The sequence below is a fragment of the Eubacterium sp. AM46-8 genome, from assembly GCF_003466705.1.
Lineage (GTDB): Bacteria > Bacillota > Clostridia > Lachnospirales > Lachnospiraceae > Lachnospira.
On the sequence record NZ_QSEU01000001.1, the window covers coordinates 39,129 to 54,059 of the forward strand.

The 14,931-nt window shown below is 36.9% G+C and carries 17 protein-coding genes and 2 pseudogenes; 2 read left to right on the forward strand and 17 right to left on the reverse strand.

Features of this window, described 5'->3' with window-relative positions; translation table 11 throughout:
- Positions 1–18: 18 nt before the first annotated feature.
- The 8 genes and pseudogenes from DW963_RS00210 to DW963_RS00235 all read right to left on the reverse strand — a co-directional run bounded on the left by DW963_RS00210 (position 19) and on the right by DW963_RS00235 (position 5,616).
- Positions 19–1,269, reverse strand: a complete 1,251-nt coding sequence (locus tag DW963_RS00210; RefSeq protein ID WP_117913396.1) for an ABC transporter permease — start codon at positions 1,267–1,269, stop codon at positions 19–21.
- Positions 1,269–1,622 (reverse strand): ATP-binding protein DrrA1-3 family domain-containing protein, encoded by a 354-nt coding sequence (locus DW963_RS13470; protein WP_286168831.1) that lies wholly within the window; start codon positions 1,620–1,622, stop codon positions 1,269–1,271. The genes DW963_RS00210 and DW963_RS13470 overlap by 1 nt, the downstream gene beginning before the upstream one ends.
- A gap of 57 nt (positions 1,623–1,679) precedes the next feature.
- A pseudogene (locus DW963_RS14100) lies at positions 1,680–1,910 on the reverse strand (ATP-binding cassette domain-containing protein); the annotation flags it as partial.
- Positions 1,892–2,185 (reverse strand): ATP-binding cassette domain-containing protein, encoded by a 294-nt coding sequence (locus tag DW963_RS13480; RefSeq protein WP_286168832.1) that lies wholly within the window; start codon positions 2,183–2,185, stop codon positions 1,892–1,894. The pseudogene DW963_RS14100 and the gene DW963_RS13480, both read right to left, overlap by 19 nt.
- A 136-nt stretch (positions 2,186–2,321) precedes the next feature.
- Entirely contained in the window at positions 2,322–3,080 is a 759-nt protein-coding gene (locus DW963_RS00220; RefSeq protein ID WP_117913397.1) for a hypothetical protein, read from the reverse strand.
- Positions 3,081–3,138: 58 nt separating this feature from the next.
- Positions 3,139–4,173 (reverse strand): LCP family protein, encoded by a 1,035-nt coding sequence (locus DW963_RS00225; protein ID WP_158568598.1) that lies wholly within the window; start codon positions 4,171–4,173, stop codon positions 3,139–3,141.
- Positions 4,136–4,882, reverse strand: a complete 747-nt coding sequence (locus DW963_RS00230; protein ID WP_117913399.1) for a CpsD/CapB family tyrosine-protein kinase — start codon at positions 4,880–4,882, stop codon at positions 4,136–4,138. Before DW963_RS00230 ends, DW963_RS00225 begins: the two co-directional genes overlap by 38 nt.
- Before the next feature lie 2 nt (positions 4,883–4,884).
- Positions 4,885–5,616, reverse strand: coding sequence for a YveK family protein (locus DW963_RS00235; RefSeq protein ID WP_158567475.1), 732 nt, complete (start codon positions 5,614–5,616; stop codon positions 4,885–4,887).
- A 160-nt stretch (positions 5,617–5,776) separates the two neighbouring features.
- Here DW963_RS00235 and DW963_RS00240 point away from each other — a divergent pair, with 160 nt between their 5' ends.
- Positions 5,777–6,394, forward strand: a complete 618-nt coding sequence (locus tag DW963_RS00240) for a peptidylprolyl isomerase (RefSeq protein WP_117913401.1) — start codon at positions 5,777–5,779, stop codon at positions 6,392–6,394.
- A 50-nt stretch (positions 6,395–6,444) separates the two neighbouring features.
- On the opposite strand, the gene DW963_RS00245 is transcribed toward DW963_RS00240, so the two are convergent.
- From DW963_RS00245 to DW963_RS00270, 6 genes and pseudogenes are all read right to left on the reverse strand, one after another.
- Positions 6,445–6,843, reverse strand: a complete 399-nt coding sequence (locus DW963_RS00245; RefSeq protein WP_199669347.1) for a hypothetical protein — start codon at positions 6,841–6,843, stop codon at positions 6,445–6,447.
- 24 nt (positions 6,844–6,867) lie between these two features.
- Positions 6,868–7,116, reverse strand: coding sequence for a hypothetical protein (locus DW963_RS00250; RefSeq protein WP_117913403.1), 249 nt, complete (start codon positions 7,114–7,116; stop codon positions 6,868–6,870).
- A gap of 327 nt (positions 7,117–7,443) precedes the next feature.
- On the reverse strand, positions 7,444–8,241 hold the full coding sequence (locus tag DW963_RS00255; protein WP_012739345.1) for a gluconate 5-dehydrogenase: 798 nt from the start codon (positions 8,239–8,241) through the stop codon (positions 7,444–7,446).
- An 81-nt stretch (positions 8,242–8,322) separates the two neighbouring features.
- The gene (kduI, locus tag DW963_RS00260; protein WP_012739346.1) at positions 8,323–9,165 is read right to left on the reverse strand and encodes a 5-dehydro-4-deoxy-D-glucuronate isomerase; all 843 of its coding nucleotides are present in this window, start codon (positions 9,163–9,165) and stop codon (positions 8,323–8,325) included.
- 85 nt (positions 9,166–9,250) lie between these two features.
- A pseudogene (locus DW963_RS00265) lies at positions 9,251–10,554 on the reverse strand (pyrimidine-nucleoside phosphorylase).
- A 12-nt stretch (positions 10,555–10,566) separates the two neighbouring features.
- Positions 10,567–11,742, reverse strand: coding sequence for a phosphopentomutase (locus tag DW963_RS00270; RefSeq protein ID WP_117913404.1), 1,176 nt, complete (start codon positions 11,740–11,742; stop codon positions 10,567–10,569).
- Positions 11,743–11,900: 158 nt separating this feature from the next.
- Between DW963_RS00270 and DW963_RS00275 the strand changes: the two genes are divergently transcribed.
- Positions 11,901–12,929: a 3-deoxy-7-phosphoheptulonate synthase gene (locus DW963_RS00275; RefSeq protein ID WP_117913405.1), complete on the forward strand. Its 1,029-nt coding sequence runs from the start codon at positions 11,901–11,903 to the stop codon at positions 12,927–12,929.
- Here DW963_RS00275 and DW963_RS00280 read toward each other — a convergent pair.
- Genes DW963_RS00280 through proC form a run of 3 tightly spaced genes read right to left on the reverse strand, consistent with a single transcriptional unit; the run spans position 12,903 to position 14,875 of the window.
- The gene (locus tag DW963_RS00280; protein ID WP_117913406.1) at positions 12,903–13,454 is read right to left on the reverse strand and encodes a stage II sporulation protein M; all 552 of its coding nucleotides are present in this window, start codon (positions 13,452–13,454) and stop codon (positions 12,903–12,905) included. The genes DW963_RS00275 and DW963_RS00280 overlap by 27 nt on opposite strands.
- A gap of 47 nt (positions 13,455–13,501) precedes the next feature.
- Positions 13,502–14,053, reverse strand: a complete 552-nt coding sequence (locus DW963_RS00285) for an NUDIX hydrolase (protein ID WP_117913407.1) — start codon at positions 14,051–14,053, stop codon at positions 13,502–13,504.
- A 24-nt stretch (positions 14,054–14,077) separates the two neighbouring features.
- Positions 14,078–14,875 (reverse strand): pyrroline-5-carboxylate reductase, encoded by a 798-nt coding sequence (gene proC / locus DW963_RS00290; protein WP_055215047.1) that lies wholly within the window; start codon positions 14,873–14,875, stop codon positions 14,078–14,080.
- Positions 14,876–14,931: the final 56 nt, after the last annotated feature.

Here is a 14,931-nt window from a genome sequence, read left to right on the forward strand (position 1 = left end):
CCGGTTTGCCGCCTTATTTTACTCATGCTTAAGATTCTTAAATGCATTTCTTAATGTAATTGGATTACCATATCTTAATGTTCCCATTCTGTATATCTTAGAGCCTAATATTCCTACTGCTATTATACTTGCAATAAGAATAACATAAGATACAGCTATCTCCACAAAGCCTACACTGCCAAGTGCCACTCTTGCAAACATTGCACTATATGAGCTTATAGGCAGGAATGAAAGCACTTTCATAAGAACGCCATCTATATTATTGAGCTGGAATATTCCTATGAAATATACAATCATGATAACGAACTGCACGCTTCCGGCACTCTTATTGATATCCTCTGTTTTAGACACAAGTGCACCCATTGCTCCATATATGAATTCATAGAATAACAATCCACCAAGTCCAAAGAATGCAAATGTAATAAGAACATCTGATGGAATATTAAATATTTTATCAAATAACCCGCCCCATGAATCTCTGTTAATCTTATAACTTCCAAGCACTACAGCAAATACAATTCCAACCTGCACAATTGCTGCAAATGTACCTGCGAGTACTTTTCCGAAGAAAAGACTATTGGTATCGGCACTTGTTACAAGAAGTTCAATTGTTCTGTTAGATTTTTCCTGCGTAACAGATGTCGCAACCATTACTCCATACAGAATAATAACCATAAACACAATAATGATAAGTGCATAACAATACCAATAATTACTCATCATGTCTTTTCCAAGTACAGTTGTTTCAGAACTGATAACCGGATTAAATGCTTTCTCAATTTCTGTCATATCAAGGTTATTGTCTTTACAGTAATTATACTGGCTGAGCAGCTGCATTGCATGTGTGAATCTTGCAGTCATGCTGTCATACATATCACTATTATTAACAACATATTCAAACTCCATTTCATTCTTTATAACGAAGCCAGCAATAACATTTTCATCATCTTGAACTTTCTTTATAAGTGCATCCCTTGATGAAACATATGTAATATTAGCATCTGTGAATACACCTTCAATAATTCCAGTTTCTGCAAATATATCTTTCTCATCATAGATTGTAATAACATCTGTAATCTCTGTATTATCTGATGATATATTATCTGCATCATCTTTGTTAATTCCAAGAATTGATGACATATCAAATATGCTTGGAAGAAACAATATCACTGCAGCAAGAACAGCTATAACGATTGTAGAAATCATAAAACTTTTATTTTTAAGATAATTCATTATCTCGTACTGGAATATAACTCCGAATTTCTTCATTATCTGTCACCTCCTACAGCTTTAACAAATATATCATTAAGCGACGGTCTGTAGCTGTCAAAAGCTGATATTTCAACACCTATTCGCATAACAGATTGAAGAAGCTCATTTCTTGAAAGTTCATGTATGTTCTTTACGATTACGCAATCTTTATGTATTCCAGTTACAGCTAATATATCTGTACATTCACCCAGAAGTTTCTCAGCCAGTTCATCTGCTTCCATTCCAACTGCCGATATTATAAGCTGGTTCTTACCATATTCAGCTTTGATATCTGCAAGATTACCTGACAGTGAAATCTCTCCATTATTAATTATTGCAATCTCTTCACAAAATTCTTCAACATAGCTCATCTGATGGCTTGAGAATATTACTATTCTGCCCTCTTCTATAAGTTCAGTTACAACATCCTGTAATATCTTGGAATTAACCGGGTCAAGTCCGCTGAACGGCTCATCTAATATAACAATCTCCGGTTCACATACAAGTGTTGATGCAAGCTGTACCTTTTGCTGGTTACCTTTGCTAAGAGTTTCCAGCTTTACATCTGCATACTGTGATACATGAAGCCTTGCAAGCCATTTGTCAGTATTCTTCTTAGCTTCTGCTTTAGACAGACCTCTTAATCTTCCAAGATATATAGCTGCTCTGCTACCTTTTTCTTAGGATACAATCCTCTCTCTTCTGGCAGATATCCTATCAGATGTTCCTTAGGATTAAATTTCATACCATCAAGAATAACTTCTCCTGAGTTAGCATGAAATACATCCATAATAATTCTTATAGTTGTTGTCTTACCTGCACCATTACGACCAAGAAGTCCTAAAGCTTTACCACCCTCAACATTAAATGAAATTCCATGAAGGACTTCTTTCTCACCAAATGATTTAGTAAGATTTTTTACTTCAAGTCTCATTGTTCAATTATTCACCTTTCATAGTTTTATATAAATATTATAGCATATATATTTTGATATTAAAAGTTTATGATTAAAAATCGCAAAAAAATAAGAGCAGATTATCCTAAGATAAATCTGCCCTTACAAAAAGAAACTAATTAGCTCTTTTTCTCTTTCCAATACAAACTAATACAGCAAGTGCTGCGCCAGCTAATATAGCTGTGTAAACAGCAACATGACTTGCATCACCTGTCTGAACTGAGCCATTATTCTCTGTAGATCCGCTTCCTGCATTATTGTCATTAACATAAACAATAGCTACTGGAGAAAGATCTGAAAAGAATGCTGTAATGGTTCCTGCTGAAGAATCAACAGCATTTGGCTTAATAAGTTCCCACTGATTAGATACACAACTGAAGTGAAGGACTCTGACATTATCAACAGTCATACCAGATGTAAGAGGTGCTTTCCATGTAACAGATACATTCTTAGCATCCTTTACGATTTCACCAGAATTAGTCTTGTAAGATAAATCCCTGATATTAGCAAGAAGTGATAATGACTTAGTGTCTATCTTTGCATCAGCAGTTTTAGCAACAGCACTGTTAAGAACTGAAGTAAGCTTATCTAAATCTCCACCATTAATAGATAAGATATCATTAATAGTGCTACTCTGTACACCTACCTTATTAAGTTCTGCTTCTGTTGCACTAGAGAACACAAGCTTAATATCTCCTGATGTTACAGCATCGTTAACTGTAACAGTCTTACCATTAACAGTAACTTCTGATGTACTATCACTTGATATAACTTCCTGTGTATCACTAACACTAGGTGCTGCAAATACAGTAGCTGTCATTAATGTTATAGCAGCAACTGCAGTAATAGCAGCCGATAATAATTTCTTTGTCATTTTATATTTCCTCCTTTTCTCATTTATAGTTTATGCGTATGACAAATCCGCATAAAATTTATGATAATGAAGAGTCCATATAGAACATCTTCAGAATCAACTTCTGAAAAGCTTTCTCATCAATGTAAAATTCATCATGAGCCTGTCCTGTCTTATTTTCACCAGAAGGCTTATAATAATCTGAATTTATATCAAAACTTGATTCAGCATATAAAGAAATAAAATCATTCAATTCACCAACTGAAATGTTAGTAACAAGTGTACTAAGCATTTTGGTTGTCTTAACAATTGTTGCTTCATCTTTGGCAAGCTGCTTGAACTTATTCATATAAGCTTCAAGAAAAACTTTCTGTCGCTCCATTCTTCCTTCATTAGAAAAATCTGTTCCGATATCTCTGAATCGTACAAATCTTTCTATATTAGATTCATCAACAATAAGTGTCTGTCCTTTTTCATATTCAGGTCCAAATTGTTTCAAGTCATCATTAGGAACCTGAACTTCAACACTCCCTACTATATTAATAAGTGTTCCAAGCGAATTAATATTAGCTGCACAATAATATACTATAGGAATGTTATTAACAAGATTAGATACTGCATCAGACATAAGGCGGCAGCTTTTATCTTTACCATCACCATATGAATATGCGAACGCCAGATGGTCTTTTCCCCATCCGACTACCTGACCAGATGCATCAGTGACTTCTATATCAGTCATTGTATCCCTCGACAATGCAAGTATCTGCATTGTCTTGTTTCGCCTGTCTAATGAAAGAACATATATGCTGTCCGCTCTGCCGTTCTCTCCCGTATTACTGTTCTTTGCTTCCAGCGATTCTATGTCAGCAGATGAATCGAAACCAATAAATAAAATATTAATCAATCCTGTATTATAATTATAGTCCTTTCCATCAACTTCAATTGATGAATACTCTTTATTATCTGCAGAATCATAAACTGTATGATGTTTCTTATCCTTCATATCATTATATATAAAAAACATCATACATATAATAACTATGAAAGATACACATAACACTGCTATCTTAATGTATTTACTTGTCTTTTGGTTTCTCTTCTGACTGTTCTTCATTGTAGTATTCTCCATAATAAGAAGCATCATTCTTATAATAGTATGAACCCTTATGAGTTCCTACTCCGTTAAGTGCTACACCCAAAATTCTACCTTTGCTCTTCTCAAGCTGTTTCTTAGCCTGAATTGCATGACTTCTTCCAACTGCATCTGATCTGACTACCATAACAGTACCATCAACCTTAGGTGCGATTACACATGCATCAACAACACTTCCAACTGGTGGTGAATCAATTATTACATAATCAAATCTTTCTCTTAATACAGAAAGTAAGTCATCAAATTTCTTAGACTCCATAAGTTCAATTGGGTTAGGTACAACATGACCACTTAATATAACAGCTAAATTAGGAATGTTAGTTTCATATATAAGCTGCGACTTCTGACCTGTTATGTACTCTGTAAGACCAACACGTTTACCTCTGATTTTATATCTTGAAAGAGTTACTGACTTTCTTAAGTCACAATCAATGTATACTACTTTCTTATTAATATCAGCAAAACTTTTAGCAAGCTGCATTGCAACAAAACTTTTTCCTTCAGCAGGATTAGTACTTGTTACCATAACAGTCTTAATATTCTCTCCTGAAAACATTATATTAGTACGAAGTGTATTGAACGCTTCTGTTACTGAGAATCCAGGATCTTTAATATGTAATTCAACTATATTATCTTTAGTTTTCTTTTCAGTTACGTTATTATTCAACATTGCTATCTCCGTTTCTTCTTAGAGGTTCTTGTCTCAAGTTCATATACACAGTTCTTATTCTCTGGTATAGAGCATAATACAGGAAGTTCAAGATATTTCTCAATATCAGCTGTTGACTGTAATGAATCATTCAGCATATATCTTACAGCTATAAATATTGCACTTAAAAGTGCTCCAACTAATGCTCCGATAGCTACATTCTTAGTAAGATTAGGACTAACCGGATTATTCTGTACAATAGCTCTGTCAATCACATATGGCTCTTTAGAGTCAATCTCTTCTGCAGCCTGCATACCATTAGTAACAATGCTGTTAGTAAGTGAGCATGCAAGATCAGGATCATCACATGTAACTGTAACCTGTAAAATACGTGTGTCTGATGGATTGCTGATTGATATCATTGACTTCAACTGTCCATAACTCATATCAAGATTTAATTCTTTGATAGTCTTTGTAAGTAATGTTCTACTTGTGAAAATTATCTGATAATCATTGGTAAGCTCTGAACCAATCTGTAAATCCGCTAAAGATGCAATTGTATTACCACTTCCCCTCATGTATATCATGGATGTTGCTGAATACTTAGGTGTAATCAAAAAAACTGTTGTTGCAAGAGCAATAGCGAAGCCGGTAATTGCAGCGATAAGTACAATCCACCATCTGTAAAGAATGGCTTGCAGTAACCCCATTATATCAATTTCATCATCTACTGTGTTATCTTTTACCTTACTCATCTTCTCTCCATTCATATTGTTATAATTTAATTTTTATCTATGATATTATACACTAAACATTTATTAAATTCTACTGTTTTATTAAATTCGACAAAAAAATTATCAAAAAGGTGGTATAATGCTATAGAATATCATAATTTAATCACATGGAGGACTATATATGAAACGTTTTTTTGCCGTTTTATGCGGATTAATCTTATGTCTGGGAGTATTATTAACTGGCTGTGGCAACAATAATACCAACAATTCCGCCACAGAAAATCAAGCTGATCTTATGTCAGGAAAGCATCACATATGTATCGATGTTAGTAACTATGGAACTATTGAGGTAGAACTTGATGCAGATACTGCCCCAATTACTGTTACTAATTTTATTAATCTTGCCAATTCAGGATTTTATAACGGTCTGACTTTTCATCGCGTAATTGATGGATTTATGATTCAGGGTGGAGACCCTAATGGTGACGGAACTGGTGGCTCTTCTGAGAAAATCAAGGGTGAATTCAAGTCAAATGGCGTCCAGAATAATATAAGCCATATAAGAGGCACTATATCTATGGCACGCTCTTCTGCTAATAATTCTGCAAGTTCTCAGTTTTTCATTATGCAAAAGGACACTCCAAGCCTTGACGGACAATACGCAGCTTTCGGAACTGTCACGAGCGGCATGGACATTGTCGATAAGATATGTAAAGACTGCACTGACACTAATCAGAATGGTGTGATTACAGATAAGAGTAAACAGCCTGTGATTAGTACTATAAGGGTTGTGGATTAACGAATAACCGCACCGTCAAACGCGGTGCGGTTATTATATTAAAACATATTCTATTTATCAAAATCATAACTATTCTCATATATATCTAAAACCCGAGTCACAAAAGCAGCCTGATTCTTGCTTTCTTCTGTGCCAGTATTAACCTGCCAGCCATATGTCATATAATCATAAAAATTTCTTGGAGTGATTGGTCCAAGCTTGTACTCATCCCTAATCAGATTAATACCATCTGAATAATCCCTTACTAACGCCTCAAATGCTTTCTGAGGGTCTTTAAATACCGCTTTTCCATTTTCATCTGCCCCAATTGCAAATTCTTCTCCATGATTAAGAAAATCCTGTACTTTTACATTGCCATGCTCTCTGCCAGCCACATACTCCTGCACATATGGATGTGCAACCTTTGGCGGTTTTGTCTTACAACCTGCAATAGCAACAAAACACATCAATGCAAACCCAATTAAAAATACTTTTTAATATTTCACATTCAGTCTGTGACTGTAGCCTTCCATTCTCTTTGCAAATACAGCAAGCTGTCCTTTATATTTACCATACGCTTTCTCATCAATCAAAGACTCATTATGATACCGTTCAACTAGCTCTGATGATTCTTTGAACGCCTTAATTGCTAAATCCTTATAATTATTCTCAAGATTAATCTGGATTTCATTGAGTGATGTTTCTATCTCTTTCTTGGTTGTGTTCTTTTTAAATATTGACATGTGCATATCCCCCTTTTACTTGATTTTATCATTAATTGTCATAATTACAAGTTTTGTTTTATAAGGGTTTCAGGTTGTTTATCAGGTGGATTATAACTCCACATATACAATGGAATTTCTCTGTGCTGGAACGGTCGCTGCAACTCGCTTCGCTCTTGCGGCTGGGAATTGGTGGACGGGACAGGTGCGTCCCACTACTTTCGCGCAGTGTCGTGTCCTGACCGCAAGTCAGTCCACACGCGCTATAGATAACAAAAAGGGCTTGAGCACAAGTAGACTTGTCTCAAGCCCTTTATTGTTATCTGCACCGCTAATCTATGTTCGCGATTACTGTGGCTGCTTGCCGATGTATGCAAGGATACCACCATCTACATAGAGGATATGTCCGTTAACTGCATCTGATGCTTCTGAAGCAAGGAATACAGCTGGACCAGCTAATTCTTCTGGCTTTAACCATCTCTCTGCTGGTGTCTTTGCAACGATGAATGAGTCGAATGGATGTCTTGATCCATCTGGCTGTCTCTCTCTTAATGGAGCTGTCTGAGGTGTCTCGATGTAACCAGGTCCAATACCATTACACTGGATATTGTACTTACCATACTCAGAACAAATATTTCTTGTAAGCATCTTAAGACCACCCTTAGCAGCAGCGTAAGCTGATACTGTCTCACGGCCTAATTCTGACATCATTGAGCAGATGTTGATGATCTTACCATGTCCTCTTTCGATCATTGAAGGAATTACTGCCTTTGATACGATAAATGGTGCGTTAAGATCTACGTCGATAACCTGTCTGAACTCAGCAGCTGTCATCTCGCACATAGGAATTCTCTTAATGATACCAGCGTTGTTTACGAGGATATCGATTGGTCCAACTTCCTTTGTGATCTTCTCTACAGTAGCGTTAACAGCTTCTTCGTTAGTAACGTCGCAAACATATCCGTGAGCGTCGATACCAGCTTCCTTATAAGCTGCTAATCCCTTATCTACTAATTCCTGCTTAATATCGTTGAAAACGATTTTTGCACCAGCCTTAGCCATACCACTAGCGATAGCGAAGCCGATACCATATGATGCACCAGTTACAAATGCAATCTTACCTTCAAGTGAAAAATTAACTGACATTTTAATTCTCCTTTTCCAATTAATAATTTATAAATGAAACCTCTACAGGTTACATTCCTTAGTAAAATATGTACTGACGGATTACTTTAAATCCTTCATGTCTACCCAGTCCATATCATCGAAATCCTGGTTTTCTCCAGCCATTCCCCAGATAAATGCATATGCATGTGTAGCTGATGCTGAATGAATTGACCAGCTTGGTGAAATAACTGCTTCTTCACTTCTCATGATGATATGACGAGTCTCTGTTGGCTCACCCATATAGTGAACAACAATATCTTCTTCTGGAATCTCGAAGTAGAAATAAACTTCCATTCGTCTGTCATGTGTATGACATGGCATTGTATTCCATACGCTTCCTGGCTCAAGAGTTGTGATACCCATCTCTAACTGGCATGTCTCAACCTGACCTGGTAAAATATACTTTCTGTTAAGACGCTTATTGCATCCTTCTACAGAACCAAGCTGAAGCTTGAACTCATCCTTGATATCCTTTTCTGGATCAATGAATACAGTAGGATATGTCTTATGTGCTGGTGTTGAGTTAAAGTAGAACTTAGCTGGCTTAGAAGAATCCTCGCTCTTGAACTTAATCTCCTTAGAGCCCATACCAATATAAAGACCATCTCTATATTTAAACTTATATTCTGTACCATCAACGATAACTGAACCGTTGCCACCTACATTAAAGATACCCATCTCACGTCTCTCAAGGAAATATGCTGCCTTAAGCTCAGAACCTGCCTCAAGTGTAAGTTCCTTATTAACCGGCATACATCCGCCTACGATAATACGATCAATCTGGCTGTAAACAAGCTTAAAATCATCAGCTGGGAAAAGATTCTGGATAAGAAAATCATTTCTCAGTCTTTCTGTATCATAACCCTTTACATCTCTTGCGTTAGCACCCTGTCTTACTTCCATCGTAACTCTCCTTTTCAATTCACAAACCTAGGGCAAAGCCCCGTTTGGTGTTTATAATACCACAAAATCCAATTATTTACAACTATTAACCAACTATTCCCTTAATAAGTACATTTTTTTCGACAAATTCTCGCGAAAATGTATACGCATCCTTAATCATTGTTTCTGCTTCTTTAGTCTTTTCTGCATTATCACAGTAAATTCTTGCAATCACATCACCTTTGCTGACTTTGTCGCCTATTTTCTTAGAAAGCACAACTCCAACTGATAAATCAATCACATCATCCTTGGCTGCCCTTCCGCCTCCAAGAATCATTGAAGATTTTCCTATAGCTCAGACTGGATTGACTGGATGTATCCATCGCTATCTGCACACACCTCTGTTATTGTATCAGATACCTTTAACTTATCTGTGTTATATACTGCGTCAGGGTCTCCACCCTGGGCTTTAACGAACTCTGCCATCTTGTCCAAAGCACTTCCGTCACTTATTACTCTCTCCAATTCTTTTCTTACGGTTTCTTTATCAAGGTCATCTCTTGCAGCAAGCACCATATATGTTCCAAGATTAATGACAAGCTTAGTTAAATCCTCTGGTCCTTCACCTTTTAAAGTATTGATAGCCTCGATAACTTCAAGTGCATTTCCAACTGCATATCCTAACGGCTGGTCCATATCAGTAATAAGTGCTGTTACATTTCTGCCTGCGCCTTTTCCAATACGAACCATCTCCTTAGCAAGACTTACGGCATCAGCCTCATTTTTCATAAATGCGCCGCTTCCGGTCTTGACATCAAGAACAATCGCATCAGCACCAGAAGCCAGCTTCTTGCTCATAATACTGCTTGCAATAAGCGAAATATTCTCGACCGTTGCTGTAACATCCCTTAGTGCATATATCTTCTTATCTGCAGGTGCAAGATTACCTGTCTGCCCTGTTATTGCAATTCCTATATCATTAACCTGCTTAACAAATGCTTCCTCAGACAGAGAAGTGTTAAATCCCGGAATACTTTCCAGTTTATCAATCGTGCCTCCTGTATGTCCAAGTCCTCTTCCACTCATCTTTGCAACTTTGCCGCCAAGTGCTGCAACCATAGGTGCAAGAACAAGCGAAGTCTTATCTCCAACACCACCTGTACTGTGCTTGTCTACTTTAATTCCATTAATATCCGACAAATCCAGCTTGTCTCCGCTGTTTTCCATTGCAAGCGTCAGGTTAAGAGTCTCATCATAATCCATATTTCTGAAATATATTGCCATAAGAAGTGCAGAAGCCTGATAATCAGGTATATCCCCCCTGACATAGCCATTAACAAAGAACTCTATCTCTTCTTTAGTAAGCTTTCCACCATCTCTTTTCTTCTCTATAATATCGACCATTCTCATAATGCAGACCTCCTACATAATCTTATTAAGAAAACTCTTTCCTATATTAACCGGTTCTGTGCCAAAAATCTCAGCCAGTGTCTGTGCTATATCAGCATAAGTGTCACCTGTTCCAAGATTAACGCCATGTTTTAAGCATTTTCCATATACAAGCAGTGGAACATATTCCCTTGTATGGTCAGTTCCCTTATAGGTTGGGTCACAACCGTGGTCAGCCGTAATAACAAGCATATCTGTGTCTTTCATAGTGTCTAACACCTGTAAAAGCCTTTCATCAAATTCTTCAAGACCTCTGGCATACCCTTTATAATCTCTTCTATGTCCCCATGTTGAATCAAACTCAACCAGATTAGTATATATAATTCCTTTATTATCCTGCTTCATGTAATCAAGTGTTACATCCATTCCATCCTGATTGTCGTTAGTGTGCTTAGACTCTGTAAGTCCAACTCCGGCAAATATATCATGAATCTTACCGACGCCGATAACATCCAGCCCCTTATCACGGACTCGGCATAATATATTATCTTCACTTGGCTTTAGTGAGAAATCTCTTCTGTTAGATGTTCTCTTGTAATTGCCATTCTCCCCGACAAAAGGTCTTGCAATAACTCTTGCTACAGCATTCTTTCCTGTAAGAATGTGTCTTGCTGTTTCACACATTTCATAAAGTTTCTCAATAGGAATAACATCTTCGTGGCATGCAATCTGAAAAACCGAATCGCCAGATGTATATACAATTGGTTTTCCTGTCGCAACATGTTCATCACCAAGTTCAGCAATTATCTGTGTTCCTGAAGCCGGCTTATTGCAAAGTATTCCTGGAATTCCTGTCTTTTTAATGAATTCATCAATAATACAGTCTGGAAATCCATCAGGATACACAGGAAACGGATCAGGAGAATATATTCCTGCCATCTCCCAGTGTCCAATTGTTGTATCTTTTCCGGCAGATATTTCTGCAAGTTTTCCAAAACACCCAATGGGATTATCACAACGTTCAAGGTTATGTGAGCCGTCAATATTGCCAATTCCAAGCTTTACCATATTAGGAATATTAAGACCTCCATTAGCCCCTGCAGTATGTCCCAATGTATCTGCACCTTCATCACCGAACTTAGCTGCATCCCTGGCCTCACCAATTCCAACACTATCCAAAACTATCCATATAATTCTGTTAACATTCATAGCCACGCCTCCCGACAATCTTTAATATATTGTACCACAAAGAATACTTTCTGTATTATTATTTTGCATTTTTAAAAACAAATGTTATAATCACATATACATTGTGTGTTTTATGCAAATGTAATTAATTGAATATACATTTTTAAGGAGAAAATTATATGAGTTTCGAGTTCGTCACAAAGCTTCCTACACCTACTGAAATCAAAGAACAGTACCCTGTACCAGAAGAAATAAAAGTATTAAAAGCTGAAAGAGATGCTGAAATTGCTGATGTTATCACCGGCAAATCAGACAAACTTCTTGTTATTATCGGACCTTGCTCAGCAGATAATGAAACTGCTGTCCTTGATTACACATCAAGACTTGTTAAGGTTCAGGAGAAGATTAAAGACAAAGTTATTATTATTCCAAGAGTTTACACTAACAAACCAAGAACGACAGGCGTAGGTTACAAAGGAATGCTTCACCAGCCAGACCCTGAAAAAAAGCCTGACCTTCTTGCCGGTCTTATTGCAATCAGAAAAATGCATATTGATGTAATGAAAGAGACGCATCTTAGTCCTGCTGATGAAATGCTTTATCCTGAAAACTACTGGTATCTTTCAGATGTCCTTTCATATGTTGCCGTTGGTGCAAGATCAGTTGAAAACCAGCAGCACAGACTTGTATGTTCAGGAATTGATGTTCCAGCCGGAATGAAGAATCCTACAAGTGGAGATTTTTCAGTTATGTTAAATTCTGTAGTTGCTGCCCAGTCTAAGCAGACATTTATATACAGAAACTGGGAAGTTAATACACCTGGAAATCCTCTTACACATACAATATTAAGAGGTGCCGTAAATAAACACGGCCAGACCATTCCTAACTATCACTATGAAGATTTGATAAGACTTTATAACATGTATGCTGCAAGAGATCTTGAGAATCCTGCTGTTATTGTAGATGCTAACCACAGCAATTCAGGTAAGCAGTATCTTGAGCAGATCCGTATTGTCAAGGAAGTTCTTCACAGCTGCCATCACTCTGCTGATGTTAAGAAACTTGTTAAGGGTGTTATGATTGAAAGTTATATTGAGCCGGGTAACCAGAAGGTTGGCGACGGTGTTTATGGAAAATCAATCACAGACGCATGCCTCGGATGGGCTGAGTCTGAAAAGCTTTTATACGATATTGCAGACCTTGCTTAAAAACATTTTCATTATGTCGGGATTAATGTAGCTTTCTGCAAATGTTCCGATTAATGTAAGTAACAATGACATACTCACAATAATGACCGTTCTTCTTAAAGTGTCAATTCTGTTTAGAAAATAATGACACATAAGGAGAACGGTCATTATATATAACAGATAATGTGGAAACAGCCACACCAGAACCATAACTACTCCCCCTGCACCGTGATACATAACAGCCTTTGACATACATATTCCAAGACAGAATCCGTTATACAGACACAGCCAGTATACATACAGTTTTCTGAATGGGGTAATCATGAATACTGCCAATGTTATGAACTTCCTTAATCTGTAAGATAGCACCTCCTGCCATACATCTGCATATGCAACATTAGAATTAATGTATGCAATCAGATATTCAGTTGAAAACACATCACCATAGCGCCACATTTTTATAAAGGATGTACCAAGTATAATTCCCGCAATAATTAATGCGGCAAATCTTACATTCTTAATTACCCACAATAAAAAAGCCTTCATATATATCCATCAAAATGTACTTTGAATCAATATATGAAGACTTTGTCTTAATTATTCTTTTTACGGTTAAGTAAGGCATCATAAGCAAGAACTGCTGAAATTGTCTTGGAATCCTGTATCGTTCCTGCAAATATCATGTCTTTAAGTTCATCCAGTGTGTATTTTTCTACATCTATGAATTCATCTTCATCAAGATGCTGATTTGTTTTTATAAGATCTGTTGCAAGATATACATCTACCACTTCATTGCAGAACGCAACCGCAGTAACAACTGATACAAGCTTGGTAAGATTATCTGACCTATATCCGGTCTCTTCTTCAAGTTCTCTTGCCGCCGCATTAATTGTCGGCTCATCCCAGCCATTAAGACCACCTGCAGGAATCTCAATCGTCTCTCTGTCAAGTGCGTCTCTGTACTGTCTTACCATGAGAAGACGTCCATCATCTAACACCGGAACAACAGCTGCCGCTCCTCTGTGGTCAATATAATCCCATTCTGCCCTATGTCCGTCGGGAGTCTCTATAACATCTGTATATATATCAAGTATTGAACCCTTATATTTAAGAATTCTGTCCACTCTTTTAATATGTTCTTTCATATTCAGCCTTTCTATATAAAAATGTTACTTAATGTTTGTACATTTATCATAGCAAGCGTCAGTTGCTTTAATAAGTGCATTTCTAAAGCCATTCTCTTCAAGTGCAGAAACAGCCTGAATTGTTGTTCCACCAGGCGAACACACTTTATCTTTAAGTACTGCTGGGTGTTCTCCTGACTCAAGCACCATCTTTGCCGAACCAAGGACAGTCTGGGCAACCATCTTATATGCATCATCTCTCTTAATGCCATACTTTACAACACTATCAGCAAGGGCTTCAATGAACATATATACATAAGCAGGTGAACTGCCACTTGCACATACTACTCCATCCATAAGCTTTTCATCAACGTAAACAACCTTACCAAATGAAGTAAAGAATTTATCTATAACATCTCTTTCATCAAATGAATAATCAGATGCATTATATGCTACTCCTGTCATTCCTTCCCCGATAAGTGCAGGTGTATTAGGCATTGCTCTTACAACTCTTATATTGCTTCCAAGAGCATTCTTTATAGACGCAATAGTAATTCCCGGTGCAATTGATATAATAACACTTTCTTCTGTTACCACATTGACAATATTCTTAAGTACTGTTGGATACATCTGTGGTTTTACTGCAAGTACAATATACTTGGCATTGTTGCCACACTCTGCATTACTTTCTGCGAATCTTACACCTGTCTCAGATGATATTCTTTCGCATTTTTCTCTGTTAGGTGATGAAAATATAATATCTGATGGTGAAAATGCCGCTAAAGCACCTTTAAGCATTGCATATCCCATGTTACCCATTCCAATAAAACCAATCTTAGCCATATGTATATCCTCCCAACTATATCATGATATATAACATCTGATTATTATATACCCGG